The following is a 26,483-nucleotide window of genomic DNA, read 5'->3' as shown; positions in this document are numbered from 1 at the left end:
GTCATGCCAGTGCGGCGCGAACGCGGGTTGCGACAGCATGCGGGCTGCCCTCGCCGTCGATCAGCCGCACCCGGTCGGGATAGTCGCGGGCCAGATCCCGAAAGCCTTTGCGCAGCCGGGTCTGGAACACCAATCCCATGTTTTCAAAGCGATCCTCGATCCCGCCCCGCTCTGCCCCGCGTTTCAGCGCAGTGGCCGGGTCAAGGTCGATCACAAAGGTGATGTCGGGTTCGGTGCCGATCATCAACTGGTGCAACTGATCCACCACGCCGCGCAATTCGCCGCGGGTTGCGCCCTGATAGACGCGGGTGGAATCGGCGAAACGGTCGGTAATCACCGCCTGCGCACGGGCCAGAGCGGGGCGGATGATCCGTTCCAGATGGTCGCGTCGTGCGGCGGTGAACAGCAGCGCCTCGGTCTCGGGCGACCAGCGGTCGCCGCCGCCCTCGACCAGCAGCCGCCGGATTTCCTCGGCCCCCTCTGATCCGCCCGGTTCGCGGGTCAGCACGACCTTGCGGCCCTGTGCGGTCAGGTGGTCGGCCAACATCCGGGCCTGCGTGCTTTTGCCGGACCCGTCAATGCCCTCGAAGCTGATGAACAGCGGCGCCCTCATTGCACCGCCGTTTCCGTATCCGAGCCGCTGGCCGCATCCACCGCCTTGCCGCCCAGCCGCAGCACCGCGCCTTTCAGGCGGCCGAGTGGCCCGGCCTCGTCCACGTTATCGGCGGCCAGAAGCGGCGTGCGCGATGCGCCGACGCCGGGGATGTTCAGCACCAGATCACCGACCTTCTGGCCCTTGGCGATGGGGGCGGGGATCGGGCCGTTGAACACGGCTTCAGCGGTGATGTTATCCTGTTCGCCAGCCGGGATCAGCACGTTCAGCCCCTCGGGCGTGGTCAGCCCGACGCTGGATTGCGTGCCAAGCCAGACCGGAGCGCGGGCCACGATCTCGCCCTGCGGAACCACGGTTTTCATGGTGAACTGGCGAAAGGCCCAGTTGGTGATGCGTTCTGATTCCTCGGCGCGGGCGCGGTCGGTGTCCAGCCCCGTCACAACGAACACCACGCGCCGCTCGCCCTGCTTGGCGGAACCGACCAGCCCATAACCGGCCTCTTGCGTGTGGCCGGTTTTCAGCCCGTCCGCGCCAATCCCCAGCCGCAACAGCGGGTTGCGGTTATGCCGGTTCGACGGAGCGCGGTTGTCAAAGGCAAACTCGGTCATGGCGAAATAGTGGTAATATTCCGGAAAATCCCGAATCAGATGCACACCCAGCAGGCCAAGATCCTCGGTGGACATCAATTGCCCCGGTGCGGGCCAGCCGCTGGAATTGGCGAAATGCGAATTGGTCAGGCCAAGGGTCTTGGCGCGTTCGGTCATCTGGCGGGCAAAGGCTTCCTCGGTCCCGGCCAGCCCTTCGGCCACCACCACGCAGGCGTCATTGCCGGACAGAACGACAATGCCCTTGATCAGTTCCTCGACCGTGGGGCGGTCGCGTTCGTTGAGGAACATGGTGGAACCCTGCATCTGCCGCGCCTTGGTCGAGACGGGCAGGCGGGTATCCATCTGAACACGGCCCTCTTTCAGCGCCTCGAACAGCATATACAGCGTCATCAGCTTGGACATGCTGGCGGGCGGCAGGGCCTCGTCGGGGCTCTTTTCCATCAGCACGGTGCCGGTGGTCATGTCATAGACCCATGCCGCGCGGGCGTTGGTGTCGAAAGCATGGGCGGGCAGGGCCGCAGCCAGCATCAAAAGCGCCGAGATGCGAAAACCGAAAGCGCGCATGGGGTATCCTTTGCCTGTTTGACGAATGGTTACATCAGACCCGCCCGCCCCGCAACGCGGCCCCGCGTATTGTGATTAACCTTCGGTGGCTTCGCGCCAATGGCGGCGGCACAGGGCCACATAGGTTTCGTTGCCGCCCACCTGCACCTGCGCGCCGGTCGTGATGGCGCGGCCTTTGCCATCCATGCGAATGACCATGGTGGCCTTGCGCCCGCAATGGCAGATGGTGCGGACTTCGCGCAGGTCATCTGCCACGGCCAGCAGGGCGGCGCTGCCGGGGAACAGCTCGCCCCGAAAATCGACGCGCAACCCATAGCACATGACCGGCTGACCAAGATCATCGGCCACCCGCGCCAGTTGCCAAACCTGTTCCGGGGTCAGAAATTGCGCCTCATCCACGAAAATACAGGCGCAACCCGCGCCTTTTTCCTGCACCAGCGCGAACAGGTCGGTTTCAGCATCAAAGCCAAGCGCGTCATCGGCAATGCCAATCCGGCTGGCGATGCGCCCTTGCCCCGCGCGGTCATCCAGCGCCGCAGTCAGCAAAAGCGTATCCATCCCACGCTCGCGGTAGTTATAGGAGGCTTGCAGCAAAAGCGTGCTTTTGCCAGCGTTCATGGTGGAATAATGAAAGTAGAGCTTGGCCATAAGGGTGACGGATAAGCCGCCATCCAGACCGCCGCAAGGGGGCGCTCGCGCCCCCTCTTGAGCGATGCTCAATTCACCCCCTGAGGATATTTGCGGACAAAAGATGCTGCTATCTTTTGTCTGGAAATATCAGCGAGCGAGGGGCAGACGCCCCCCGCTTCAGGTCGTTACGCCCCTTGCTTTGCCTTGGGCTGGCGTGAGGGACGGCGGGCGGGGCGCTTGCGGGCCGGGGTGCCGGGTTTTGCGCCTTTCGCCGGGCGCTGCGCCGGTGCGGGGGCAGGGCGGTCGCCGCCGATATGCGGGATCTCGGCTTTCATCGCCTTTTCGATGTCGCGCAATTCGCCAAGCTCGGCCGGCGAGCAGAAGGCCACCGCGCGGCCATCACGCCCGGCGCGGGCGGTGCGGCCGATACGGTGGACATAGTTTTCCGCGACATTGGGCAGGTCATAGTTATAGACATGCGCCACCTCGGGGATGTCCAGCCCGCGCGCCGCCACATCGGTGGCCACCAGCACATGCACATCGCCCTTGCGGAAGGCTTCCAGCGCCCGTTCGCGCTGGCCCTGCGATTTATTGCCGTGGATCGCGCCGGTCTTGAACCCCCATTTGTCCAGCAGCCGAGCCAGTTTTTCGCTGCCGTATTTGGTGCGGCCAAAGACGATCGCCAACTCGCCCGGATGTTTGGCCAGATATTCGGCCAGCAGCGCCGCCTTGTCGCCCTGATTGACGAAATGCACGCCCTGTTCGATCTTGTCGGCGGCCTTGCCCGGAGGGTTCACCGCGACCTTGACCGGATCGGTCAGGTAGCTGTCGGCCAGTTCCGCCATCAGCTTGGGCATGGTGGCGCTGAACAGCAAGGTCTGGCGTTCCTTGGGCAGCATCTTGGCGATGCGGCGCAGGGTGTGAATAAAGCCGATGTCCAGCATCTGATCGGCCTCGTCCAGCACCAGATAGCTGGTCTGGTTCAGGCTGACCGCGCCGCGCTCGATCAGGTCCATCAGCCGGCCCGGCGTGGCGATCAGCACATCGGTGCCGCGTTCCAGCCGCTGCGCCTGCGTGTTGATCGAGGCGCCGCCAACCACGCGCACATGCGTGACCGGCGTGCCATGGGCATAGGCGTCGATGTTCTGTGCGATCTGCGTCGCCAGTTCGCGCGTGGGTGCAAGGATCAGCGCCCGGCAGGATTTCGGCTGTGCGCGTGTGCCGATATTCAGCAGCCGGGTCAGCATCGGCAGGCCAAAGGCCGCCGTCTTGCCGGTGCCGGTCTGCGCAAGGCCAAGCACATCGCGGCCTTTGACGATGGCCGGGATGGCATCACGCTGGATCGGGCTGGGAGTCTCGATCCCGATGGCGGGCAGGTTGATGGCCACACGCGGGTCAATGCCCATGCGGGTGAACTCGGTGTCCATATCCGGGATGGCGCGACGGATGAACTTTTCTTCGGACGCGGTGTCGCGGCGGCGGTGATTGCCGCCGGGTTTGCCGGGCTTTGCGCCGGGTTTGGGGCCACGGTTGAAACGCGGCTTGCCCGCACGCTGCGGGCGGCTGTTTTCGGTCGTCATATCATTTCCATGCCGGGCAGCCCCGTAACGGTGCGCGGCCAGTGGCGGCACAAGGGCCGCGGTCAACGTCGGTCGGCGGGCCTTTACGGAACCCGCAAGAACCCCGCGTGACATGGGAACTTGAATAAAATGCTGTCACGGCCGATGCGAAATCTCGCGGCTGCTCACGCGGCAGCGGGCGGCGACTAAGGGGCAGATGGGCGCTTGCGCTGTGAAAGTCAAGCCCGGTCGGCGCTGTCCATCCAGATTGTCACCGGCCCGTCATTCAGCAGGCTGACCGCCATATCCGCCCCAAAGCGCCCGGTTTCGACCGGGATGCCATGACCGCGCAGGGCCTCGGCAAAGGCCAGATACAGCGCCTCGCCCTGATTCGGGGGCGCGGCGGTGGAAAAGCCGGGGCGGTTGCCGGTGCTGGTGTCGGCGGCCAGAGTGAACTGGCTGACCACAAGCGCCGCGCCGCCTGTATCAAGGACCGAGCGGTTCATTTTGCCCGCGTCGTCCCGAAAAATACGCAGCTTGGCCACACGGGCGGCCAGTTTTGCGGCGGCTTCTGGCCCGTCGCCTTGCATGGCGCAGACCAGCACCAGTAACCCCGGCCCGATCTGGCCGGTGGTTTCATCGCCAACCTGAACCGAGGCATGACGAACCCGTTGTATCAATGCGCGCATCACGGCCTCCGCAGCAGGCCAAACCCGGCCATGCCTGCGACCATAGCGGTAAAAAAGATCCAGAAGGAAGCCCCGCCAAAGCCAAGGCTGGCCACGGCAGGCGCGGGGCAAAGTCCCGACAGGCCCCAGCCAAGGCCGAACAGCACCGACCCGGCCAGCAATCGTGCGTCGATCAGCGGCACGGCTGGTGCAGGAAAGCGCCCGCAATTTACCGGCGCGGCCCGCTGGGCAGCGATGCGCCAGGCCAGCGCCATCGGGATCAGCGCCCCGCCAAGCACAAAGCCAAGCGTCGGGTCCCATGCGCCGAATACATCCAGCCAGCCGCGCACGCGGGCGGGTTGCGTCATGCCCGAGACCAGCAGCCCCATGCCGAACAGCAATCCTACGGCAAAAGCGGCGATCAGGCGCTTCATGCGGCACCCAATGCACGAGCGGCGATAACGGCAACGCCGCCTGCCAGCAGATAGGTCATTGTCGCCATGATCCCGCGCCATGACAGCCGCGAGATGCCGCAGACCCCGTGGCCCGAGGTGCAGCCATTCGCCAGCCGCGTGCCGAACCCGACCAGCAGCCCGGCCAGAACCAGCAGCCCCGGACCGGCGACGGGTGCTGTCTGCGCTGGCCAGTCAAGGCCAATCAGCACCAGCGGTCCCGCCAGCAACCCGGCAACCAGCGCGGCACGTTCCGCCGTCTGGCTGTCCCGGCGGCCAAGCGCGGCATCGACCAGCCCGCCTATGATCCCGCTGGCCCCCATGATCCGCCCGTTCAGCAGCAACAGCATTGCCGCCGCACCGCCGATCATCAGCCCGCCGATCAGCCCGTAAATCCATTCTGAAGGCATGACATCTTCCTCTGCTGTTCAGCAGATTTGTATTCCAATTACGGAATATGTCAACCGCGCAGCAAGATTCCCGCGATCACCAGCCCAAGGCCAAGGAAAGACGCCGCCAGTGCCGCCATGTTGACCGGGATCACGTTTTGCAGCCGGGCGCGCAGGGCGTCACCCTCTAACCCCGCGCGGCGGGCGCGCCAGACCGTGATCATGCACCAGACAATCGCGGCAAGGCCAAGCGCGGTCAGCAAGGTGCCGCCAAGGATCAGGCTTTGGGAAAGGGTCATTGTGCTTCTCCGTTTGCGCCGGGCCTAGCGGCGATTGCGCGGCGGGGCAAGACCGCCTAGACAGCGACCAGACAAACCGCAAAGAGGCAGAACCATGCAAGACGACCGCAGCTATGGCGTCGCCGCCGACGAGCTTCGCCAGTTCATCGAGCAATACGAGCAGCTCGAAGCCGAAAAGAAAGACATTACTGAGCGTCAAAAGGAAATCATGTCCGAGGCCAAGGCCCGCGGCTATGACACCAAGGTGATGAAGAAAATCATCGGTCTGCGCAAACGCGACCGCGACGACATCGCGGAAGAAGAAGCGATTCTGGAAATGTATAAGGCCGCGCTTGGCATGGCCTGAACGAATACCCCGCCGGTCTAGGCTGCGCGGGGTTTCTTCTTCACTTAAATATCCCGGGGTCCGGGGCAGCGCCCCGGTTCAGGCGCTGATGAACTCGACCCCCGGCAGGGCGGCAATCTCGGCCAGATCGGCGTGATAAAGCGCGGTAATCTCATCCACCAGATCCTGTGACCAGCCGGGCAGATCGACGGGCGCGGTCAGCGCCGCCGGATCGGCATGGCTGACCAGTGCAGCTTCGATCAGCTCACGCCGCTGGCTGACGGTGATGGCGGGGCCGTATTCGCGCATTTTGGCCCGCACCTGCTGGACTGCTGCATGTGGCAGCAGAAGTTGCGCCATTTTCATCTGGTCGATCATCACCTCGCTTGCGTCCAGACCAGCGATGCGGCGCAGAAGTTCGGGCCAGATCAGCGGCGTATCCTCATGCGCCCAGACGGTGATCGGGCGTGACCCCGCGGCTTGCAGCATCCGGCGGAAAGCCTCATTCCAGCGCAGCGCCAGCGGGTCGATGTTGAACATCAATTGCTCATAGGGCGTGTTCGGCTGACGCTCCTGCACATGGGCGATCAGCAAGGCCGGGTTTTTCAGCCCGATGGCGAATTCAACCTCGGCCGAGGGCAGCAGGTTGATCAGCCGCAAAATCCGCTCGGGTGCCGAGTAATACAGCCCGTTCGCAGACAGCATCCGGTGCGGCAGGCCCAGAAAACCGGGGCTGCTGAAGATCACGCGGTCAGGCGTGCGGTCGCTTTCCAGCACCGCATCCAGCATCATCTGTTCCATTTCGTGGGTCGAGGTGCCGCCTTGCAGCGCATTCAGCGCCTCGCTGAAAATCCCCTGATGGCGGCGGTTTTCGACGGCCTCGACGCGATGCTCGCGCAGGATCTTGCCATTGACGGTCAGGCTCTCGATCAGCGCCTCGCCATCGGTATCATGCGCGCCCAGATGGAACACCGCTTTCATTCGCCACCTCGTTGAAATCCCGGCAAGATGACGCAAGATAACGCCATTGCCGCGCAAGGTCCAACGGCTTTCTGAGCCTTGGACGCTTGCGGTCCCGGCGCGGCGGCGTTATCGCAGGGGCAGGCCGGCATAGCTCAGTTGGTAGAGCGTCTGATTTGTAATCAGGGGGTCGGGGGTTCAAGTCCCTCTGCCGGCACCAGATTCTCTGACAGGTTGGTATGGGGGGCTGTCTGCCCCCCATCGTCTGCGACGATTCCCCCGAGGATATTTCAGGGCAAAAGATCACCTCCCGCGGATGCGGGGGTCCAGCGCGTCACGCAGGCCGTCGCCGATGTAGTTCACGCAAAGCACCGTCAGCGAGATCAGCGCGCCGGGCATGATGACCCGCCACGGGAAAAGCTGCATCTGGTCGATGGCGTCGAACAGCAACCGGCCCCATGTCGGGAAGTCCGGCGGGAAGCCGAGGCCAAGGAAGCTCAGCGCCGATTCAGTGATGATCGCCGTGGCGATGCCCAGCGTTGCGGCGACCATGATCGGGGACAGCACGTTCGGCAGGACGTGTTTCAGGATCATCCGGCGGGGCGGGGTGCCGATGGATTTGGCGGCCAGAATGAACTCTCGTTCCTTGAGGCCCAGCACGTCGCCACGCACGATGCGGGCCGCCTGCATCCAGCTTGTCGCGCCGATGGCGGTCACGATCAGCAGAAAGATCCCCAGCGCCGGACCAAAGGATTTCGCCAGCGGGTCGCGAAACAGCGTCACCATCAGCAGCAGCAAGGGCAGCAGTGGCAGCGCCAGAAACAGCTCGGTCATGCGCATCAGCGGTGCGTCGAGGCGGCGGAAATAGCCTGACAGCACCCCGATCAGCGAACCAAGCGTAATCGCCAGCAGCATCGCTGTCAGCCCAACCGCGATGGACACGCGCCCGCCCGACATCAGCCGGGCCAGCATGTCGCGGCCAAGCTGGTCGGTGCCAAGCGGATGCGCGGCCGAGAAGCCCTTGTTGCGGGCCAGAATATCCACCTTGGTCGGGTCTACGGTCCAGATATACGGCCCGACCGAAACGAACAGCAGGATGGTGACGAACAGCACCAGCGCGATCATCGCGCCCCGGCTGCGGCGGAACTGGCGCCAGACATCGCGCCACTGGCTGCGGGTGGCACCCGCGTCGGCCACCGGATTGTCGGGTGGCAGGGCCTCGGTCACGGCGGCGGGGCTGGCGGATTCCGTGACCAGTTGCACGGTTTCGCGGTTCTGGTCAGTCATAGCGGATCCTCGGGTCCAGAATACCGTAAAGGATGTCAGCAATCAGGGTAAAGGTGACAATCAGGATGGCAAAGATGAAGGTCAGTGTCAGCACCATCGGCATGTCATTCCCGACAATCGCGGTAATCAGCAATTGGCCCAGCCCGTTCACCTTGAACACCTGTTCGGTGATGATCGCGCCGGAAAATACCGTCGGTAAGCCAAGCGCAATCACCGTTACCACCGGGATCAGCGAGTTGCGCAGGACGTGTTTCATCACCACCTTGCGCTCGCTGACGCCTTTGGCGCGGGCGGTGCGGACGTAATCCTGTTTCAGATTGTCCAGCATCGAGGCCCGCATGAACCGGCTGATCTGCGCCGCGTTATACAGTGCCAGAACCGTCACCGGCATCACCATCTGGCGCACCTGCATCAGAAAACTGTCCCAGTCGCGCACCACCAGCGTGGTGTCATAGATCGACGGAAACCACTGGAGCTTCACGGCAAAGACGATAATCAGCACCACGCCGGTGAAGAACGTCGGCATGGAAAAGCCAACCATGCTGATAAAGGTGCCGATCTGGTCGAACCAGCTATATTGCTTATAGGCCGAGATGATCCCGATGGGGATGGCGATGGCCACGCCGATCACATAGGACATCCCCACCACAGTCAGCGTTTGCGGCAGGCGCTGTGCGATGATGTCGAACACCGGGCTGCGCGACTGAAAGCTGATGATCCGCTGCATCCCGTCCGCGAAATGCGTGCCGAAGATCTTGTCGATGGTGTAAAGCGGCTCGACCCAGAAAAACTGCTTCAGCCACAGGACATAGCGGATATACCACGCCTGATCGAGACCAAGCGCGACGCGCATCCGTTCCTTGACCTCGGGCGGGACGGTCAGCGGAACATTGGCCATCGGGTCGCCGGGCGACAGCTCCAGCAGCATGAAGATGACCAGCGAGATGAACAGCAGCGTCGGAATCGCCAGCAGAATCCGGCGCAGGGCAAAGGTCAGCATCTTAGTTCCGCCCGGTCATTCGGCCCGGCTCCATTCCTGAATGTTCCACAAGTCGCTTTCCCATGCGTTCGGCAGCACGCCGGTCAGGGAATCGACATGACCACCGACCATGCCGCGATAGACCAGCGGCAGCAGGATGTTGCTGTCCTTGGTCGGCATGTCCTGCAACTGCTTGACCAGTGCGGCGCGTTCCGCCGGATCGGCGGTCTGGCGCAGCTTTGCCACACCTTCGTCATAGGCACTCTCGCAGAAGCGGGCGAAATTGTTGCCTTGCCACTGGTTTTCCGGGCTGGGGATACGGGCGCAGGTCAGGTTGCCCATAAAGGCTTCGGGGTCGGGGTTGTCGAAGCTGTTGGTATACATCTGCGCATCGGCAAACAGCTTTTGGATCGTATCCGGGCTGCCGGGATCGCCGCCAAAGAACACGCTGCCATCCACGACCTTCAGATCGGTTTCGACGCCGATTTCGGACCACCATTGCTTGACGATGGCCTGAATGTCCTGCCGCACCTGATTGACCGAGGACTGGAACAGAAGATGCAGCCGCACCCCGTCTTTCTGCCGGATACCGTCCGGGCCGGGCAGCCAGCCAGCCTGATCCAGCAGGGCCTTGGCCCCCTCGATGTCCTGTGTCAGACAGCCGGTGTTATCGGACACAAAGGCGGCAGGGGCGGGGACGATGTTGCAGGTGGGCTGACCGGCCATGCCATAACCGATCTGAACCAGCAGGTTGCGGTCAATCGCCATGGACAGCGCCGCCCGCACCGCCGGATCGGTCAGGAACGGATGCGGATGCGCCAGCGTGGACCGTTCCGCGCCAAGGCTGGCCGCAGGGTCGGTCTGGTTCAGCTCGATCCGTTCCACCATGGTGCCGAAGCTGGCAAAGATCTTGCCGCGGCCAGCAGATTGCATCTGCTCCAGCACCTCGGGGGCCAGCATCAGATTCCAGCCATAATCGTATTCGCCGGTTTCCAGAACCGCACGGGCAGCACCCGCCGCATCGCCGCCGCCCTTGACGGTCACGCGGGCGAAATGCGGCAGGGCCGGGTCACGGTAGTGCGGGTTCGGCGCATAGGTGGACACGTCATTCGGGCGGAAATCGGTCACGACAAAGGCGCCGGTGCCGATCGGGGCAAAGTTCTGCGCGGTGCAGGTCGGGCCTGCGGGGCCAAGGCAATCCGCGAATTGCGCGGCCTGAATGACGGGCACGCGCGACCCGACAAACGCCTGATAGGGCGCGAACTTGGGGCTGTCGAAATTGATGCGCACGGTCAGATCGTCCAGCACCTCGACCGAGGCGACGCCCTCAAACCGCGCGGCAACGGCGCAGCCGAACCCCTCGGCCATGCAATAATCGGCGCTGAACTTGACATCCTGCGCCGTTACCGGGCTGCCGTCAGACCAGACCAGCCCCGGTTTCAGCCGCCATGTGATCGAGGAATGATCCTCGGGGATACCGCCATTTGCGACTGTTGGGATTTCCGCCGCCAGACGCGGGAACAGGTTGCCGTCGCCGTCGATCCCGGCCAGCGGCTCCAGCACCAGCGAGGCGGGGTCCACGTCCTTGCCCGAGGTGGACAGATAGGGGTTCAGCGTCGAGGCCGCCTGCCAATAGATGATGCGCAGGTCGCCCTTGTCGCCGCGTTGGGCCAAGGCGGGAACCGCTGATAGGGCGCAGGCCGCACCCAGCAAAAGCCCAAGATGTCGCATGAGGGGTTCTTTCTTTCAAAGGAACCGGCCCCGTGCGGGGCCGGTCGTCAGCGTTAGTTATTGCTTGATGCGGAACCAGTCCGAGGCGTTCCACAATTCGCTGTCCCAGGCGTTCATCACATGGCCGCCAAGCGTGTTCGATTTGGCCGACAGACGGCCGCGGTCGATCAGCGGCACCACCACCATGCTGTCTTTGGTCAGCATGTTGTTCAGCCGGGCCGCCAGCGCGCCGCGTTCTTCCGGGTCGGCGGTCGAGGACAGCTCTGCCATCAGCTTGTCATATTCCGGGTCGCAATAGCGGTTGTAATTCTCGCCCTGCCACTGGGTCGCGGGGGTCGGGATCTTTTCGCAGGTATGTTCGGCCAGATAGGCTTCCGGGTCGGTGCCGTCAAAGTTGTTGGCATACATTTCGACATCGGCATAGAATTTCTGGATGGTGTCGGGTGAACCCGCGTCACCGCCAAAGAAGACCGAGCCATCGACCTGTTTCAGCTCGGTATCCACGCCGATTTCCGACCACCATTGCTTGACCACGGCCTGCGTGTCCTGACGCACGGCGTTGACGCTGGTCTGATACAGCAGGCGCAGCTTCATCCCGTCTTTCTCGCGGATGCCGTCGCTGCCGACGGTCCAGCCGGCCTCTTCCAGCAGAGCCTTGGCGCCTTCGATGTCCTGCGTCAGACAGTCGGTGTTGGTCTCATCGACATAGATCGCCGGGGCGGGGACAAGGTTACAGGTCGGGCGGCCCGATTTACCATAACCCAACTCGTTCAGGATGTTGCGGTCAATCGCCATCGACAGGGCGCGGCGCACACGCTCATCCGACAGGATCGGGTGCGGTTCGGCCGGGGTCGAGCGGACATCGGCGGGCAGCGAGGGCGAGGGGTTGGACAGGTTCATCTCGATCCGCTCGACAAGGCTGCCAAAGGCCACGACGAATTCGCCCTTGCCGCCGGCTTCCATCTGTGCCTGAACCTCGGGGGAAATCTGGGTGTTCCATGCGAAATCATATTCGCCGGTTTCCAGAACTGAACGCGCCGCTGCCGCCGCATCGCCACCACCCTTGACGGTCGCGGTTGCAAAGGCGGGCTTGGCCGGGTCGCGGTAATTCGGGTTGGCCTCCATCGTCACCACGTCATTGGTGCGGAAGCTGGTGACGCGGAACGGGCCGGTGCCGATCGGGTTGAAGTTCTGATCCGTGCAGGTCGAGGCCGCCGCCCCGGTGCAGTTTTCAAACTGCGCCTTTTGCAGCAGCGGCGAGGTCGCGCCGGTGAACGGCAGATAGGGGTTCGGCTTGGGCGCGTTAAAGGTGATGCGGACGGTCAGCGGGTCCACGGCCTCGACCTTCTGCACGCCTTCGTAACGCGCAAGCTGTGCGCAGCCGCCGTTCGGGTCCATGCAGTAATTCGCGGTAAAAACAGCATCTTCCGCCGTCACCGGGGTGCCGTCGGACCATTTCAGGTCGGGCTTCAGCTTCCAGGTGATCGTGGTCAGATCCTCGGACACACCACCATTTTCCAGCGTCGGGATTTCCGTCACCAGACGCGGGATCAGCGTACCGTTTTCATCGTAACCGGCCAGCGGTTCGATCACCAGCGAGGAGACCTCGATTTCCTTGGTGCCGCCCGAAAGGTAGGGGTTCATCGTCGAAACCGCCTGCCAATAGATGATGTTCACATTGCCATCGCTGCCGCGCTCGGCAAAGGCGGCGGGGGCCAGCGCAATGGCGGCGACCGCACCAAGCATCGTCGTTTTCAGTTTCATGGTTCATCCCTGTTCTTTGTTGCCCGGCCTGTGCCGGATTTCTGCCTGCATGTTCAGCGTAAGGCAGGGCCAAGTGCAAGTGTCAGTTTACTTGACCTGTCGGGATTTTTCGCTTGGCGCGGGGCGGCGGATTTTCTAGCCTAGGCGCTGTTCTAACCGGCAGGGCGTCAGATGCTTGACCAACAACCACTTGTTTCTATTGAAAAACTGCGGGTCGAGTTTCAGACCAACGATGGCCCGGTGGTGGGTGTCAAGGATGTGTCTTTTGACATCAAGCCCGGCGAATGTGTCTGTGTGGTGGGGGAGTCGGGGTCTGGCAAGTCGGTCAGTTCGCTGTCGCTGATGCGGTTGGTGGAATATGGCGGTGGCGAAATCACGCAGGGCCGTTTGTTATTTGATTCCAATGGTAAAGGCCCTATCGACCTGCGCCAGCAACCGCCCGAGGTGATGCGCAGGATCCGTGGCGACCAGATCGGCATGATCTTTCAGGAACCGATGACCAGCCTGAACCCGGTGTTCACCGTGGCGGATCAACTGGCCGAAAGCCTGATTATTCATCGCGGCCTGTCCAAAAAACAGGCACGCGAAAGGGCGCTGGACCTGCTGAAACAGGTGCGGATTCCCGAACCGGAACGACGTCTGGACCAGTATCCGCATGAGCTTTCCGGCGGGATGCGTCAGCGCGTGGTGATCGCCATGGCCATGGCCTGTCAGCCGAAACTGCTGATCTGCGACGAACCCACGACCGCGCTGGACGTGACCATTCAGGCCGAGATTCTGGCCCTGATCGACCGGCTGAAGCGTGAAAACGGCATGGCGGTGATGTTCATTACGCATGACATGGCCGTAGTCGCGCAGATGGCCGACCGCGTGGTGGTGATGTTCCGGGGCGATAAGGTCGAGGAAGGCCCGGTCGAGCAGATATTCGAGGCCCCGCAGCAGGATTACACCAAGGCTCTGCTGGCCGCCGTGCCGCGCCTTGGCGAGATGCGTGGCAAGCCCGCGCCCGAACCCATGCGCCTGATGCGCGGGCAGGGCGAAGCGCCGCGCCCGATCATTCCGGTTGATTCGCGGGTGCTGCTGGATGTGCAGAAGCTCGTGACCCGGTTTGATGTCAAAGGCGGGCTGCTGCGCCGCACCGTGGCGCGGGTTCACGCGGTCGAGGATGTCAGCTTTCAGGTCCGCGCCGGGGAAACTTTGTCGCTGGTGGGCGAATCGGGCTGCGGGAAATCGACCTGTGGGCGCTCTATCCTGCGGCTGGTCGAACCTGAATCGGGCCGGGTGACGCTGGACGGGGCGGATGTGCTGGCGATGTCGCAGGGCGCTTTGCGTCAGGCGCGGCGCGATATGCAGATGATCTTTCAGGATCCATTCGCCAGCCTTGATCCGCATATGCGCCTGTTCGAGCAGGTGGCCGAGCCGATGCAGAATTACGGCATCGGCAACCGCTCGGAACGTCAGGACCGCATCGCGCAACTGTTCGACCGGGTAGAGCTGCCGCGCAGCTTCATGCGCCGCTATCCGCATGAAATGTCAGGCGGCCAGCGCCAGCGGATCGCCATTGCGCGCGCCCTTGCGCTGAACCCCAAGCTGATCGTCGCGGATGAGGCGGTCTCGGCGCTGGATGTCTCGGTTCAGGCGCAGGTGTTGAATCTGCTGATGGAATTGCAGCAGGACCTTGGCATCTCGATGCTGTTCATCAGTCACGATATGGCGGTGGTGGAACGGGTCAGCCACCATGTCGCGGTGATGTATCTGGGGCGGATCGTCGAAATCGGCAGCCGCCAGCAGGTGTTCGAGAACCCACAGCACAGCTATACCCGGCAGTTGATGGCCGCCGTTCCCGTGGCCGACCCGCTCCAGAAAAAGATCAGCGAAAATCTGAACTTCCGCCCGATCCCGTCACCGATTCACCCGGCAGGCTATCAGGCCGCCCCCTCGACCTATGCCGAGGTCGCGCCGGGGCATCGCGTGCTGATTGATCCAGTGACGCACGGTTAAGCAAGGCCCGGCTTTAATGGGCGAGCATCTCCTGAACGATCTGATCCCCTGTCAGATTGGCGGGGTAATAGGTCGGCCAGTTGGTCAATTCGGACAGCAATTGCGTGCGGTCATCGCCCCAATACAGATGGAAATGATGCGATTTATGCGGGGCAATCTGGTGGTCGCTGAACTGGATGAATTGCGGCGCGGCGGCATCGCCTGCGGTTTTCGCAAAGATAAACCGCACGCCCCGGTTGCCCTTTTCATAGGTCAGGATTTCAAGCCCATCATCAGCATATTGGCCGCTTGTGACCTGATTTTTGCGGTAAAATAATACCGCGCCATCCTGAATGGTGATGCGGTCCACATCTGTCGCATAGCCGATGTCGTAAGAGGCGCGGTATTCCTCGGCACTCTTGTCCCCATCCTCGGCCTTATGTGCCATCACCGGGTCCAGCGCCCCGGCGGTCAGCAGGGGATAGACCGACTGCCAGTCCCCCTCCCAATCCGACAGCGCACGGGGTTTGACCTGATCGTTCAGGAAATAGCCGCGATAAATGTCGTCGTCATGGCTGTGGTCGTGGTCATGCGCATGGTCTTTGTCGTTCGCGGTAACCGGGGCGGCTGCCAAAAGGGCCACCGCGAGGGTGGCGGCAAAGCGGATCATGTAAGCCATATCAGAGCCTTTCGTGCTGGAATAAAATTGTTATGTTATATCGTAAATAATTGGGCAAGCCCAAATCTGCCCGAAAGTGCGGCAAGGCTGGTTGCTGGGGCAGGTCATGGCTGCAATCTCTTTCCAAGTGCCAAACAAGCGCCTAACCTGCCGGGCGAAGGAGACTTACATCATGCCCATCAAGAACCGTTTTGCCGAATTGCATGGCGAGATCACCGCATGGCGGCGCGATTTCCACGAACACCCCGAGTTGCTTTACGATGTCCACCGCACCGCTGGCCGGGTGGCAGAGTTGCTGCGCGCGTTTGGCTGCGATGAAGTCGTCGAAGGGATCGGCAAGACCGGCGTGGTTGGCGTGATCCGGGGCCGCAGCGATAGCAAAGGTCGTGTGGTCGGGCTGCGGGCCGATATGGACGCGCTGCCGATCATCGAGCAGACCGGGCTGGAATATGCTTCTAAAACCTCAGGTAAGATGCATGCCTGCGGCCACGATGGTCATACCGCGATGCTGCTTGGCGCGGCAAAATATCTGGCCGAAACCCGCAATTTTGACGGCACCACGGTGGTAATTTTTCAGCCCGCCGAGGAAGGCGGTGCGGGCGGCGAGGCCATGATTAAAGATGGCATCGTGGACCGCTGGAACATTCAGGAATTCTACGGAATGCACAACATGCCTGGCGTTCCCGTCGGTCATTTCGCCATCCGCCCCGGCGCAATGATGGCTGCTGCGGACGAATTCGACATCACCGTAACGGGCAAAGGCGGTCATGCCGCCAAGCCGCATGAGGTGATCGACACGGTTCTGGTCTCGGCGCATATCATCACCGCGCTGCAATCCATCGTATCGCGCAATGTGAACCCGTTGCTGAATGCGGTGGTGTCGGTTTGTGTCGTCTCGACCGATTCGACGGCGCATAACGTCATTCCGCAGGTGGTCAAGCTGAAGGGCACCGCCCGCAGCCTTGACGAAGCCGTGCGCAAGCAGCTTGAGGATGGCATCAAGCGTATCGCTCCGGCCATTGCCGAAGCCTTTGGTGCCAAGGCCGAGGTTGATTTCCACAGCGGTTATCCGGTGACGGTGAACAATGTCGAGGCGACCGAATGGGCGATTGAGGCCGCGCGTGAGGTTTCCGGCCATGTCAATACCGATGTCGAGCCGATGATGGGTGCCGAAGATTTCAGCTATATGCTGAATGAAAAGCCGGGTGCCTATATTTTCCTTGGCAATGGTGACAGCGCGATGGTTCACCATCCGGCCTATAATTTTGACGATGAGGCGATCCCGTTCGGTTCAGGCTGGTTCGCGCAAATGGTCGAAAGCCGGATGCCTGCGGCGTAAGGCGGGGCGGGGCAGGGGCAGGGGGGCGTTGCCCCCCGTCCTGCGGACTCCCCCCCCAGGATATTTCTGGACAAAAGATAGCAGATTTTCAGTGCCTGATCGACGGCCCGTTGGGTTTGTTGAAAAGCTAAGCGTTCCGATGAAGGGTGTGGCGGGCCTTATCAGCGACGCGTGCGGCGATCAGCCGGATGCCGTCAGGGATCAGGCTTTCGCTGATCGAGCCATAGCCCAGCCGGAAATAAGGGCAAGGTTTGGGTGGGGTCTCGAAGAAGGGGGCGCCGGGTTCGATCAGAACGCTGTCGTTGTAAAGGTGCAGGGCGAGTGCCTCGCTGTCGGTGCCATCAGGGGCACGGACCCAGACGCTTGACCCGCCCGAGCTTGGTGCGCCTGCGATTTGCAATGGGGTGTCTTGCAGTGCCGCTTCGATCACCGCCCGGCGCGTGCGCATGGTCCGGCGCAGGCGGACGATATGAGCATCATAATGACCGCGCGCCAGAAAATAGGCGGTGATGCGCTGCAAATGGCTGGGCGGCTGGCGCAGAATGATGGACCGCAGGCTGCGGGCCTGTGCGATCAGCGGTGCGGGACCGACCATATAGCCGATGCGCAGCCCCGGAAACAGCGACTTGGAAAAGCTGCCCAGATAGATGACTCGCCCGACATCATCCAGCGATTTCAGCGCGGGCGCGGGCGGGGACAGATAGGACATCTCGAAATCATAGTCGTCCTCGACGATCAGGAAATCCTGATCTGCGGCGCGGGCGATCAACTCATGGCGGCGGGCCAGCGGCATAGTGCTGCCGGTCGGGATGTGATGGCTGGGCGTGACTATGACCAGTCGGGCGCCACCGGGCAGGCGGGTGGGGTCCAGCCCGCCGTCATCCACGGGCATAAATGCGGTGGGGCAGTTGGCGCGGCGCAACGTCTCGGCGAAATCAGGATAGCCGGGCTCTTCAGTGACGGCCAACCGACCGGAGCCGGCCAGCAGCTCCACCGCCATGAACAGTGCATGTTGTGCGCCAAGCGTTACCAGAACCTCGTCCGGGCGGGCATTGATGCCGCGCCGGGGCAGGGTATTGGAGCAGATATAGTCGATCAGCAAGGGATCATCCGCGCCGTAACGATCCGCCGCCAGATCCGCGAAATCGCGGGTTCCAAGCGCCTGCCGTGCACATTCGCGCCATGCGCTGTGGTCAAACAGGGTTGTATCGGCCTGACCATAGATGAAGGGAAAGCGGAACTCGCGCCAGTGGGCAGGCTTGCGGATCACCCGACGCGGCAGGCGATGTTGTGACAGCCATTCGGTCCAGTCCGGGGAGGGCGCAAGGCTTTGCCGGACCGCATTGGAATCCGTGCGGCGATGCGGCACGCTTGTGGCAACGGCCATGCCGGAACGGGGCAGCGCCTCAAGATAGCCCTGACTGACCAATTCCTGATAGACCAGCGTCACCGTCATGCGCGAAATACCAAGCGCGGCGGCGAGTCGCCGTGTTGAGGGCAGCCGCGTGCCGGGTTGCGCCCGCGTTTCCAGAATTGCCCGCACAATCGCCGCTGCCAGCCTGCCTTGCAGCGTCGGTGCCTCTGCCTCGCGCAGAAAGATGATTTCGGGCGGAATACGCGCCTGCATCTGGACCTAACATCAATCTTATCTGGACATATCCTGTTCCGGGGATCGCTGCAATCCTGACTGGAACGATGTCCGCGCAAAAGCGGCACGCTTTACCAACAGGGAAACGCAAAATGACCTATATCAGACATCTTCTGACCGGAACCGTCGCGGCTCTTGCGCTGACGGCGCCGGCCTTTGCCGCCGATTACCGTATTGCGGTTGGCGACGGTGCCGGCGGCACGCAAGAGGCGCTGGGCAATGCCTTTATCGCCGCGCTTGAGGAACAATCCGGCGGTGCGATGACCGGGCGGTTGTTCCTGAATGGCCAGCTTGGTGATGAGCAGGACACCGTGACCGCCGCCGCGACCGGCACGCTGGATTTCTCGATACTCGCGATCAACAACCTGACGCCGTTTTCGCCTTCGGTCGGTGCTCTGACGCTGCCCTATGTGATCCTGTCGCAAGAGGATGCCGAGGCGCTGACGCAGGGCGAGGTCGGCCAGAGGATGATCGACCAGACCGTCGAGGATGCCGGGGTGCGTATCATCGGCTGGGCCTATTCCGGCTTTCGGGTGCTGAGCAATTCGGCGCGCCCGGTGACGACGCCCGCCGATTTGCAGGGGCTGCAAATCCGTGTGCCGCGCAATGAAATCATGATCGAGACCTATAAGGCATGGGGGATCAACCCGACCCCGATGGCATGGTCCGAAACCTTTGCCGCGCTTCAGCAAGGCGTCGTTCATGGTCAGGACAACCCTTACATGACCATCTATGCGATGAAGTTCGACGAGGTGCAGAAATATATCACCAATCTGCGCTATATCTTCTCGATCGAGCCGCTGATCGTCAGCGAGGCTTTGTTTGAATCGCTCTCTGCCGAAGAACAGGCGCAGATCCTGGCCGCAGGGCAGGCCGCGACCGAGGCATCCGCCGCGTTTCTGCGCAGCGAAGAGGCCAAGATCCGCGAGGAGCTGGTGGCGCGTGGCATGGAAATCTCTGACCCCGCCGATGATGAGGCCGCGTTTATTGAACTGGCGACAACGACCGTCTGGCCAAAGTTTTATGACCAGATCGGCGGCAGGCAGGCTTTGGATGACATCCTGATCTCGCTTGGGCGCGAAGCCACGGCGGACTGACACAGGCCCCGCCACATTCCCTTTCCAACCGTTTTTCCGAGGGCTGCCCATGTCTGCGCTCTGGTCCTTTGTGGACAAGTTTGAAAGCCATGTCTGCCGTGTTTTGCTGGCTGTATTCGTCACGCTGCTGTTTGTGCAGATCGTCTCGCGCCAGATGTTCGGCACCTCGATCACATGGATCGAGGAACTGTCGGTGATCCTGTTCGTCTGGTTCGCCTATTTCGGCGCGTCCTATGCCGCGCGGATCGCGGCACATAACCGGGTCAGCTTTCACCTGCAAAGGCTGGACCGCCGCAAGGTGCGCATCATCGAGGCGGTGGGCGATCTGTTCTGGATCGCCTTTAATCTGGTGTTCATCTGGCAATCGGTCGCGTTCATCAGCCGCCTGCGTCCCTTCGTCAAGGCGCAGACGCTGGGCTGGGAGATGCGCTATGTCTATCTGGCGCTGCCCATCGCCTTTGCGCTGATGACGATCCGAATCCTTCAGGTGAACTACCTCAAGCTGGTGCGCGGTATCGACCCGCAGGACCCCGACCGGGTGGCCGTCGAGGCGGCGCTGGAACTGGCCGAGGACGAAATCCACGCCTATGAGCGGAGGAACCGCTGATGGATTCCCTGCTGGTCGAGATTCTGTTCGGGGCGTTTCTGGTGCTGATGCTGCTGGGCGCGCCGATCACGGTGGCGCTTGGTGTCGCGGCGCTGGCGGCGATGCTGTATCTGGGCGACAATCCCATCAAGATGGTGCAGATGGCGTGGTCCTCGGTCGGGTCGTTCCCGCTGATGGCGCTGCCTGCCTTTATCCTTGCCGGTGCGCTGATGGAGGCCGCGGGCCTGTCGCGCCGCCTGATCGGTGTGGCCGAAAGCCTTGCCGGGCCGTTCACGGGCGGGTTGTCGGCGGCAACCGTCATGGCCTGCCTGTTCTTTGGTGCGATCTCGGGGTCCGGCCCCGCCACCACGGCGGCGGTGGGGATGCTGATGATCCCGGCGATGGTCCGGCAGGGCTATGGCAAGGGCTATGCGGCCTCGGTCACGGCGGCGGCGGGAGGGTTGGGCATCATCATTCCGCCCTCGATCCCGCTGGTGATCTTTGGCATCTCGGCCATGGGGATGCAGCCCCCGCCCGATGCGGTCGAGGCCCACGGCACCTTTGCCAGCGTCTCGATTTCCAAGCTGTTCATCGCGGGCTTTCTGCCGGGCTGCCTGATGGCGGGCGGGCTGCTGGTGATGAACTATATCCGCTGCCGGATGCGGGGCTTTCACGGCTCGCCCGAGCGTTTGTCGCTGCGCAAGATTGCGCTGGCCTGCTATCGCGGCTTCTGGGCGCTGCTGGCCCCGGTGGTCATCCTTGGCGGCATCTATACCGGCAAATTCACGCCCACCGAGGCCGCCATCGTCGCCATATTCTACACGCTGTTCGTCGGCGCGGTGATCTATCGCGAGTTGAACCTGCGCGAGATCATCAAATCGCTGGACACGACCACATGGCTGGCCGGTCGCGTTCTGCTGGTGCTGTTCGCCGCAACGATCTTTGGCCGGGTGCTGGTGGAAAACGACATTCCCGGCGTCATCGCGGGGGGGATCCTGTCGCTGACCTCGAATATCTATGTGATCTGGGGGCTGGTGATCGGGCTTTTGCTGATCGTCGGCATGTTCATGGAGACGCTGGCCGCGATCATGATCCTTGTGCCGGTGATGCTGCCGGTCGCCTATATGATGGGGATCGACCCGACCCATTTCGGCATCGTCATGATCTGCACCCTGTCGGTCGGGTTCCAGACCCCGCCTTTGGGTGAAAACCTGTTCATCGCCTCGGGCATCTCGGGCGTGGGGATCGAACGTATCAGCCTGCGGGCGCTGCCCTTCGCGCTCTCATCCGTCACCGCCATCTTCATCATCGCGATCTTCCCGGAAATTGCCCTGTGGCTGCCGCGATTGCTTGGGTATTAAAAGGAGCTTTCCCATGTCCCGCCAACTGACTGCTGACGATCTTCGCGCGACTTTCGACGCCTTCAACCGCCATGACATCGACGGGGTGATGACCCATTTCGCCGATGACTGCGTGTTCTTCACCGTCGCGGGTGAGCATGAATATGGCAACAGGATCGAGGGCCGCGACGCCATCGCCGCCGCCTTCGTGGGGGTGTGGACCGCGATGCCCGATGTGCAATGGGCCGATCATTCGCATTTCATGTCCGAGGACGGCACACGAGGCGTCAGCCAATGGACCTTCCGCGCCACCAATCCCGATGGCACGCGGACCGAGGTTCAGGGCGTCGATCTGTTCCGCATCCGCGACGGCAAGATCGTGGAAAAGCAGGCGATCCGCAAACAGCGCCCGCCGGTTGCCGCCTGAGCCTTTGCACCCCGAGGACGCCATGCAGAAGATCGAACCCCGGCGCGGATCGGCCGCCTATGATCCGCTTTATGACCCGCTGACGGCGCGCAGCGCCGGGCGCGGCGGCGATTATGCGCCGACCTACTGGATCGGCACCGCCGGTCCCGCGCCGGATGATGACGGCCCGGTCACGGCTGATATGGATGTCGATGTCGCCATCATCGGCTCGGGCTATACCGGGCTGTCAACCGCGATCCATCTGGCCCGCGATCACGGCATCAAGGCCCATGTGCTTGAGGCGCATGGCACCTCTTTCGGCTGCTCGACCCGCAATGGCGGGCAGGCGCAGATTTCCTCGGGGCGGCTCAAGCGCAGCCAGTGGATCGACCGCTGGGGGTTGGATGTCGCGCAGCGCCTTCATGCCGAGATCACCGAGGCTTTCGCGCTATTCCGCAGCCTGATTGCCGAAATCCCCTGCGATCCGCAGGATGGCGGGCATTTCTATATCGCCCATCAGGCCCGCCAGATACCCGCGCTGGAGGCCGAGGCCGCGCTGCTGCGCGACCGTTTCAATTATGGCGCGCGGGTGCTGGGCCGGGGTGAGGTTCACGAACAGGTCATCCGCGACATGGAGGCCCATGGCGCGATGTATGAACCCGATGGGATCGGTATCCATGCCGGCAAGCTGGCCTTCGGTTATGCGCGGCTGGCGCGGGAACTGGGCGCGCGCATCCATACCGACAGCCCGGTCGATGGCTGGACGGTCAGGGACGGGGTGCATCACCTGCGCACGCCCGGCGGGACCGTGCGCGCGCGGCGGGTGGCGGTGGCAACGGCGGGCTATGCGCCGCGCGGGCTGCATCTGCGCCTGCGCGACCGGCTGCTGCCGATCATGTCGAACAGCGTCGTCACCCGCGTTCTGGGCGCGGATGAGATGGCCGAGATCGGCGCCCGCACTGGCTCGCCCCTGACTGACACGCGGACGCTGCGCCATTATTACCGCATGTTGCCCGACAACCGGCTGCAAATCGGGTCGCGCGCCGCCATCACCGGCCGCGATGCCGCCAATCCGCGCCATCTGGCCGCGCTGCGCGAGGGGATGGCGCGCAAGTTCCCCGTGCTGCGCGGGGTCGAGCTGGATTATTCCTGGTGGGGCTGGGTCGATGTCAGCCATGACATGATGCCCCGCATCACTGGCCTGCCTGATCTGCCGGGGGCGTTTTACGCGCTGGGCTATGGCGGCAACGGGGTGATGTATTCCGCACAGGCCGGGCGACGGCTTGCGCAACTGGTCGCCGGTCAGGCGCTGCCCGACCTGCCGATCTTCAACAGCGAATTAAAGCATGAAGGCTGGAAAACCCCGTTCCGCCGACTGGGTCAGCGCGCGCTTTACCATCTTTACCATTACCGCGACGAACGCACATAAGGGAGCGAAACCATGAAAATGACCACCGAAGAGGCTTTCGTCAAAGTCCTTCAGATGCACGGGATCGAACATGCTTTCGGCATTATCGGCTCGGCCATGATGCCGGTTTCGGACCTGTTTCCGCAGGCGGGGATCACCTTCTGGGACTGCGCGCATGAAACCAATGCCGGGCTGATGGCGGACGGGTTCACGCGCTCGACCGGCAAGATGTCGATGGCGATCGCGCAGAACGGCCCCGGCGTGACGGGCTTTGTCACGCCGGTCAAAACCGCCTACTGGAACCACACGCCGCTTTTGCTGGTAACGCCGCAGGCCGCCAACAAGACCATCGGTCAGGGCGGCTTTCAGGAGATGGAGCAGATGCGGCTCTTCGCGGATGCCGTCTGCTATCAGGAGGAGGTCCGCGACCCGTCCCGCATCCCCGAGGTGCTGAACCGTGTCATCATGCAGGCGTGGCGCAACTCGGCGCCCGCGCAGATCAACATCCCGCGCGATATGTGGACGCAGGTGATTGATGTCGATCTGCCGCAGGTCGTCGCGTTCGAGCGTCCCTCGGGCGGCGAGGAAGCCGTGGCCGAGGCCGCGCGGCTGTTGTCGGGTGCGAAATTCCCGGTGATCCTGTCCGGCGCGGGCGTCGTCCTGTCGGGTGCGATCCCCGATCTGATCCGGCTGGCCGAGCGTCTGGATGCGCCGGTTTGCAGCAATTACCAGCATAATGACAGCTTCCCCGGCGCGCACCCGCTGGCCATGGGACCGCTGGGCTATAACGGCTCCAAGGCGGGGATGGAGATCATCGCGCAGGCCGATGTGGTGCTGGCACTTGGCACGCGGCTCAATCCGTTCTCGACCCTGCCGGGCTATGGGATCGACTATTGGCCGAAGGACGCGAAAATCATCCAGGTCGATATCAACGCCGACCGCATCGGGCTGACCAAAAAGGTCACGGTGGGCATTCAGGGTGATGCGGCCAAGGTTGCGCGCGGGATTCTGGCGCAACTGTCGGACGGTGCGGGCGATGATGGGCGTCAGGCACGCCGTGATCTGGTCGCACAGACGAAATCGCGTTGGGCGCAGGAACTCTCCAGTCTCGATCACGAGGACGACGACCCCGGCACCGACTGGAACGCCGAGGCCCGCAGCCGCGATGCCGATCTGATGTCGCCCCGTCAGGCATGGCGCGCGATCATGCAGGCGGTGCCCGCCGATGCCATCGTGTCGTCCGATATCGGCAATAACTGCGCCATCGGTAACGCCTATCCAACCTTCGAGGCGGGCCGGAAATATCTCGCGCCGGGTCTGTTTGGGCCTTGCGGCTATGGCTTTCCGGCGATCCTTGGCGCCAAGATCGGCAACCCCGATACGCCGGTGATCGGTTTCGCGGGCGACGGGGCCTTCGGGATTTCCATGAACGAGATGACGGCCTGCGGGCGTGACGACTGGCCGGCGATCACGATGGTGATCTTCCGCAACTATCAGTGGGGCGCGGAAAAGCGCAACACGGTGCTGTGGTATGACAATAACTTTGTCGGCACGGAACTCGACCGCGACACGTCCTATGCGGGCATTGCGCGGGCCTGCGGGGTCGAGGGCGTGCAGGTCAACAATGCCGAGGCACTGACCGACGCGCTGCACAAGGCCGTCGAGCGGCAGATGAAGGACCGCCGGACGACCTTTATCGAGGTTCTGCTCAATCAGGAACTGGGCGAGCCGTTCCGCCGGGACGCGATGAAAAAGCCCGTCGTCGTGGCGGGCATCGACCCCGCCGACATGCGCCCGCAAAAAGGCGCGCTGTGATGCCCGGCCCCGGCCTTGCCCGCAGGGCCGGGGGATTTCCATCGCTGCCGCAACAGGTGGTGGCCCGCACAGATCACGCCCGAAGGTTCCCATGCCACGTTCCGACCAAAATATAACAGCCCGCTTGCAGGCGCTGAATACCGGCAGCCGACGGATTTTCCCCGGTCTGGCCGTGGCCGGGCTGGTGGCCGTGACCGCGCAATTCCTGTCGGAACATTACGGTGCGCCCGCGATGCTGATGGCGCTGCTTTTGGGGCTGGCGCTGAATTTTCTGGCCGAGGAGGGCACAAGAACCGAGGCGGGGATCGGCTTTGCCGCGCGCCATGTGCTGCGCCTTGGGGTGGCGCTGTTGGGGGCGCGGATCAGCGTTGATATGCTGGCGGGGCTTGGTGCGCCGGTGATCGCGCTGGTCATCGGCGGGGTGGTGGCCACGATCCTGTTCGCGCTACTGCTGGGGCGGGCGATGGGCAGTCTGTGGCAATTCGCGCTGCTGACCGGTGGGGCGGTTGCAATCTGTGGCGCATCGGCGGCGATGGCGATTGCCGCCGTGCTGCCCGCGCGGGACAAATCCGAACGCGATCTGATCTTCACCGTTCTGGCGGTGACGGTCCTGTCCACTGTTGCGATGGTGCTTTATCCGGTCCTGACCGGCGCATTGGGGCTGGATGACCGCGCGGCGGGGGTGTTTCTGGGCGGCACGATCCATGATGTCGCGCAGGTCGTCGGCGCGGGCTTTTCCATCAGCCCCGAGGCAGGCGAGACCGCTACGCTGGTCAAGCTGATCCGGGTGGCGATGCTGGCCCCGGTGGTGCTGGTGATCTCGGTCATCGTGCGCCGCATGGGGCAGGGCGACAGAACCGGCCCGCGCCCGCCGCTGCTGCCGGGGTTCGTCCTGGGGTTTCTGGTGCTGGCGGGGCTGAACTCGGCCGGGCTGATCCCCGCAGGGCTGGCCGATTGGGCCAGCACGATCAGCCGCTGGTTTTTGCTGATGGCCATCGCTGCGGTGGGGATCAAGACTTCTCTGCGCAAAATGCTGACCGTCGGCCCGCGCCCTCTGCTGATGATCGTCACCCAGACAGTCGTGCTGGCAATCTGGGTGCTGGTTGGAATGAGGCTGGTCGGGTGAAGGTAGATCAAACGGCTGATTGGGTCAGTTTCCGACGATGATGGAAGACTTTTCCCGTCGAGCTGCGCCTTGATGCTGGTTGCTCTGACCATGGGGCAAGCGTGTGTGGCAGCAGGATTGGCTGATAAGACAATCGTAGCAGGTAAGTGTGACAAATGGTATGGGGGCGCTGCCCCCATGCCCCCGGGATATTTGGGTGAAGAAGAAAGGCGGGCCGATGGGTCCGCCTTT

Annotated in this window: 25 protein-coding genes and 1 tRNA gene; 11 read left to right on the top strand and 15 right to left on the bottom strand. The window is 63.0% G+C overall.

Going from position 1 to position 26,483, the window contains the following annotated elements; genetic code table 11:
• Position 1: 1 nt before the first annotated feature.
• The 8 genes from tmk to Q4G24_RS10380 all read right to left on the bottom strand — a co-directional run bounded on the left by tmk (position 2) and on the right by Q4G24_RS10380 (position 5,782).
• Positions 2-613 (bottom strand): dTMP kinase, encoded by a 612-nt coding sequence (tmk, locus tag Q4G24_RS10415; RefSeq protein ID WP_303366464.1) that lies wholly within the window; start codon positions 611-613, stop codon positions 2-4.
• The gene (locus Q4G24_RS10410; RefSeq protein ID WP_303366463.1) at positions 610-1,785 is read right to left on the bottom strand and encodes a D-alanyl-D-alanine carboxypeptidase family protein; all 1,176 of its coding nucleotides are present in this window, start codon (positions 1,783-1,785) and stop codon (positions 610-612) included. The genes tmk and Q4G24_RS10410 overlap by 4 nt, the downstream gene beginning before the upstream one ends.
• A gap of 75 nt (positions 1,786-1,860) precedes the next feature.
• Positions 1,861-2,433, bottom strand: coding sequence for a thymidine kinase (locus Q4G24_RS10405; RefSeq protein ID WP_303366537.1), 573 nt, complete (start codon positions 2,431-2,433; stop codon positions 1,861-1,863).
• A 167-nt stretch (positions 2,434-2,600) separates the two neighbouring features.
• On the bottom strand, positions 2,601-3,995 hold the full coding sequence (locus tag Q4G24_RS10400; RefSeq protein WP_303366462.1) for a DEAD/DEAH box helicase: 1,395 nt from the start codon (positions 3,993-3,995) through the stop codon (positions 2,601-2,603).
• A gap of 218 nt (positions 3,996-4,213) precedes the next feature.
• Positions 4,214-4,663, bottom strand: a complete 450-nt coding sequence (gene dtd / locus Q4G24_RS10395; RefSeq protein ID WP_303366461.1) for a D-aminoacyl-tRNA deacylase — start codon at positions 4,661-4,663, stop codon at positions 4,214-4,216.
• The gene (locus Q4G24_RS10390; RefSeq protein WP_303366460.1) at positions 4,663-5,076 is read right to left on the bottom strand and encodes a DUF6691 family protein; all 414 of its coding nucleotides are present in this window, start codon (positions 5,074-5,076) and stop codon (positions 4,663-4,665) included. The genes dtd and Q4G24_RS10390 overlap by 1 nt, the downstream gene beginning before the upstream one ends.
• Positions 5,073-5,504: a YeeE/YedE family protein gene (locus Q4G24_RS10385; protein ID WP_303366459.1), complete on the bottom strand. Its 432-nt coding sequence runs from the start codon at positions 5,502-5,504 to the stop codon at positions 5,073-5,075. The genes Q4G24_RS10390 and Q4G24_RS10385 overlap by 4 nt, the downstream gene beginning before the upstream one ends.
• 50 nt (positions 5,505-5,554) lie before the next feature.
• Positions 5,555-5,782: a hypothetical protein gene (locus Q4G24_RS10380; RefSeq protein ID WP_303366458.1), complete on the bottom strand. Its 228-nt coding sequence runs from the start codon at positions 5,780-5,782 to the stop codon at positions 5,555-5,557.
• A gap of 94 nt (positions 5,783-5,876) precedes the next feature.
• Between Q4G24_RS10380 and Q4G24_RS10375 the strand changes: the two genes are divergently transcribed.
• The gene (locus Q4G24_RS10375; RefSeq protein ID WP_303366457.1) at positions 5,877-6,128 is read left to right on the top strand and encodes a DUF2312 domain-containing protein; all 252 of its coding nucleotides are present in this window, start codon (positions 5,877-5,879) and stop codon (positions 6,126-6,128) included.
• Between the two features lie 78 nt (positions 6,129-6,206).
• Here the strand turns inward: Q4G24_RS10375 and Q4G24_RS10370 are convergent, their stop codons facing one another.
• Positions 6,207-7,088 carry a hypothetical protein gene (locus Q4G24_RS10370; RefSeq protein ID WP_303366456.1) on the bottom strand — a complete coding sequence of 294 codons (882 nt, stop codon included), beginning with the start codon at positions 7,086-7,088 and terminating at the stop codon, positions 6,207-6,209.
• A gap of 123 nt (positions 7,089-7,211) precedes the next feature.
• On the opposite strand from Q4G24_RS10370, the gene Q4G24_RS10365 reads away from it, so the two are divergent.
• A tRNA-Thr gene (locus Q4G24_RS10365) sits at positions 7,212-7,287 on the top strand.
• An 83-nt stretch (positions 7,288-7,370) separates the two neighbouring features.
• Here Q4G24_RS10365 and Q4G24_RS10360 read toward each other — a convergent pair.
• The 4 genes from Q4G24_RS10360 to Q4G24_RS10345 are packed head-to-tail and all read right to left on the bottom strand — an operon-like array spanning position 7,371 to position 12,828.
• Positions 7,371-8,354, bottom strand: coding sequence for an ABC transporter permease (locus Q4G24_RS10360; RefSeq protein ID WP_303366455.1), 984 nt, complete (start codon positions 8,352-8,354; stop codon positions 7,371-7,373).
• Positions 8,347-9,354, bottom strand: a complete 1,008-nt coding sequence (locus tag Q4G24_RS10355; protein ID WP_303366454.1) for an ABC transporter permease — start codon at positions 9,352-9,354, stop codon at positions 8,347-8,349. The genes Q4G24_RS10360 and Q4G24_RS10355 overlap by 8 nt, the downstream gene beginning before the upstream one ends.
• Before the next feature lie 15 nt (positions 9,355-9,369).
• Positions 9,370-11,064, bottom strand: a complete 1,695-nt coding sequence (locus Q4G24_RS10350; RefSeq protein ID WP_303366453.1) for a peptide ABC transporter substrate-binding protein — start codon at positions 11,062-11,064, stop codon at positions 9,370-9,372.
• Between the two features lie 57 nt (positions 11,065-11,121).
• On the bottom strand, positions 11,122-12,828 hold the full coding sequence (locus Q4G24_RS10345; protein ID WP_303366452.1) for a peptide ABC transporter substrate-binding protein: 1,707 nt from the start codon (positions 12,826-12,828) through the stop codon (positions 11,122-11,124).
• 171 nt (positions 12,829-12,999) lie between these two features.
• Here Q4G24_RS10345 and Q4G24_RS10340 point away from each other — a divergent pair, with 171 nt between their 5' ends.
• Positions 13,000-14,829, top strand: coding sequence for an ABC transporter ATP-binding protein (locus Q4G24_RS10340; RefSeq protein ID WP_303366451.1), 1,830 nt, complete (start codon positions 13,000-13,002; stop codon positions 14,827-14,829).
• A 13-nt stretch (positions 14,830-14,842) separates the two neighbouring features.
• On the opposite strand, the gene Q4G24_RS10335 is transcribed toward Q4G24_RS10340, so the two are convergent.
• Positions 14,843-15,478, bottom strand: a complete 636-nt coding sequence (locus Q4G24_RS10335) for a metal-binding protein ZinT (RefSeq protein WP_303366536.1) — start codon at positions 15,476-15,478, stop codon at positions 14,843-14,845.
• Between the two features lie 181 nt (positions 15,479-15,659).
• Between Q4G24_RS10335 and Q4G24_RS10330 the strand changes: the two genes are divergently transcribed.
• On the top strand, positions 15,660-16,826 hold the full coding sequence (locus Q4G24_RS10330; RefSeq protein WP_303366450.1) for a M20 aminoacylase family protein: 1,167 nt from the start codon (positions 15,660-15,662) through the stop codon (positions 16,824-16,826).
• Between the two features lie 127 nt (positions 16,827-16,953).
• Here the strand turns inward: Q4G24_RS10330 and Q4G24_RS10325 are convergent, their stop codons facing one another.
• Positions 16,954-18,453, bottom strand: coding sequence for a PLP-dependent aminotransferase family protein (locus tag Q4G24_RS10325; RefSeq protein ID WP_303366449.1), 1,500 nt, complete (start codon positions 18,451-18,453; stop codon positions 16,954-16,956).
• Between the two features lie 113 nt (positions 18,454-18,566).
• Here Q4G24_RS10325 and Q4G24_RS10320 point away from each other — a divergent pair, with 113 nt between their 5' ends.
• The 7 genes from Q4G24_RS10320 (at position 18,567) to Q4G24_RS10290 (ending at position 26,252) form a co-directional block, all read left to right on the top strand.
• On the top strand, positions 18,567-19,571 hold the full coding sequence (locus tag Q4G24_RS10320) for a TRAP transporter substrate-binding protein (protein WP_303366448.1): 1,005 nt from the start codon (positions 18,567-18,569) through the stop codon (positions 19,569-19,571).
• A 49-nt stretch (positions 19,572-19,620) separates the two neighbouring features.
• Positions 19,621-20,178, top strand: a complete 558-nt coding sequence (locus Q4G24_RS10315) for a TRAP transporter small permease (RefSeq protein WP_303366447.1) — start codon at positions 19,621-19,623, stop codon at positions 20,176-20,178.
• Positions 20,178-21,518 carry a TRAP transporter large permease gene (locus Q4G24_RS10310; RefSeq protein WP_303366446.1) on the top strand — a complete coding sequence of 447 codons (1,341 nt, stop codon included), beginning with the start codon at positions 20,178-20,180 and terminating at the stop codon, positions 21,516-21,518. Before Q4G24_RS10315 ends, Q4G24_RS10310 begins: the two co-directional genes overlap by 1 nt.
• 13 nt (positions 21,519-21,531) lie before the next feature.
• A complete protein-coding gene (locus Q4G24_RS10305) occupies positions 21,532-21,924 on the top strand; it encodes a nuclear transport factor 2 family protein (RefSeq protein WP_303366445.1) in 393 nt (130 codons plus the stop codon).
• A 22-nt stretch (positions 21,925-21,946) separates the two neighbouring features.
• Positions 21,947-23,332: an FAD-binding oxidoreductase gene (locus tag Q4G24_RS10300; RefSeq protein ID WP_303366444.1), complete on the top strand. Its 1,386-nt coding sequence runs from the start codon at positions 21,947-21,949 to the stop codon at positions 23,330-23,332.
• 12 nt (positions 23,333-23,344) lie between these two features.
• Positions 23,345-25,126: a sulfoacetaldehyde acetyltransferase gene (gene xsc, locus Q4G24_RS10295; RefSeq protein ID WP_303366443.1), complete on the top strand. Its 1,782-nt coding sequence runs from the start codon at positions 23,345-23,347 to the stop codon at positions 25,124-25,126.
• Between the two features lie 91 nt (positions 25,127-25,217).
• Positions 25,218-26,252: a YeiH family protein gene (locus tag Q4G24_RS10290; RefSeq protein WP_303366442.1), complete on the top strand. Its 1,035-nt coding sequence runs from the start codon at positions 25,218-25,220 to the stop codon at positions 26,250-26,252.
• Positions 26,253-26,483: the final 231 nt, after the last annotated feature.

Origin of the sequence: Paracoccus sp. (in: a-proteobacteria) (assembly GCF_030538695.1) — a bacterium.
Classification (GTDB): domain Bacteria; phylum Pseudomonadota; class Alphaproteobacteria; order Rhodobacterales; family Rhodobacteraceae; genus Paracoccus.
Note: the sequence above shows the minus strand (reverse complement) of the source record. Positions and strands in the feature narration are given on the sequence as shown.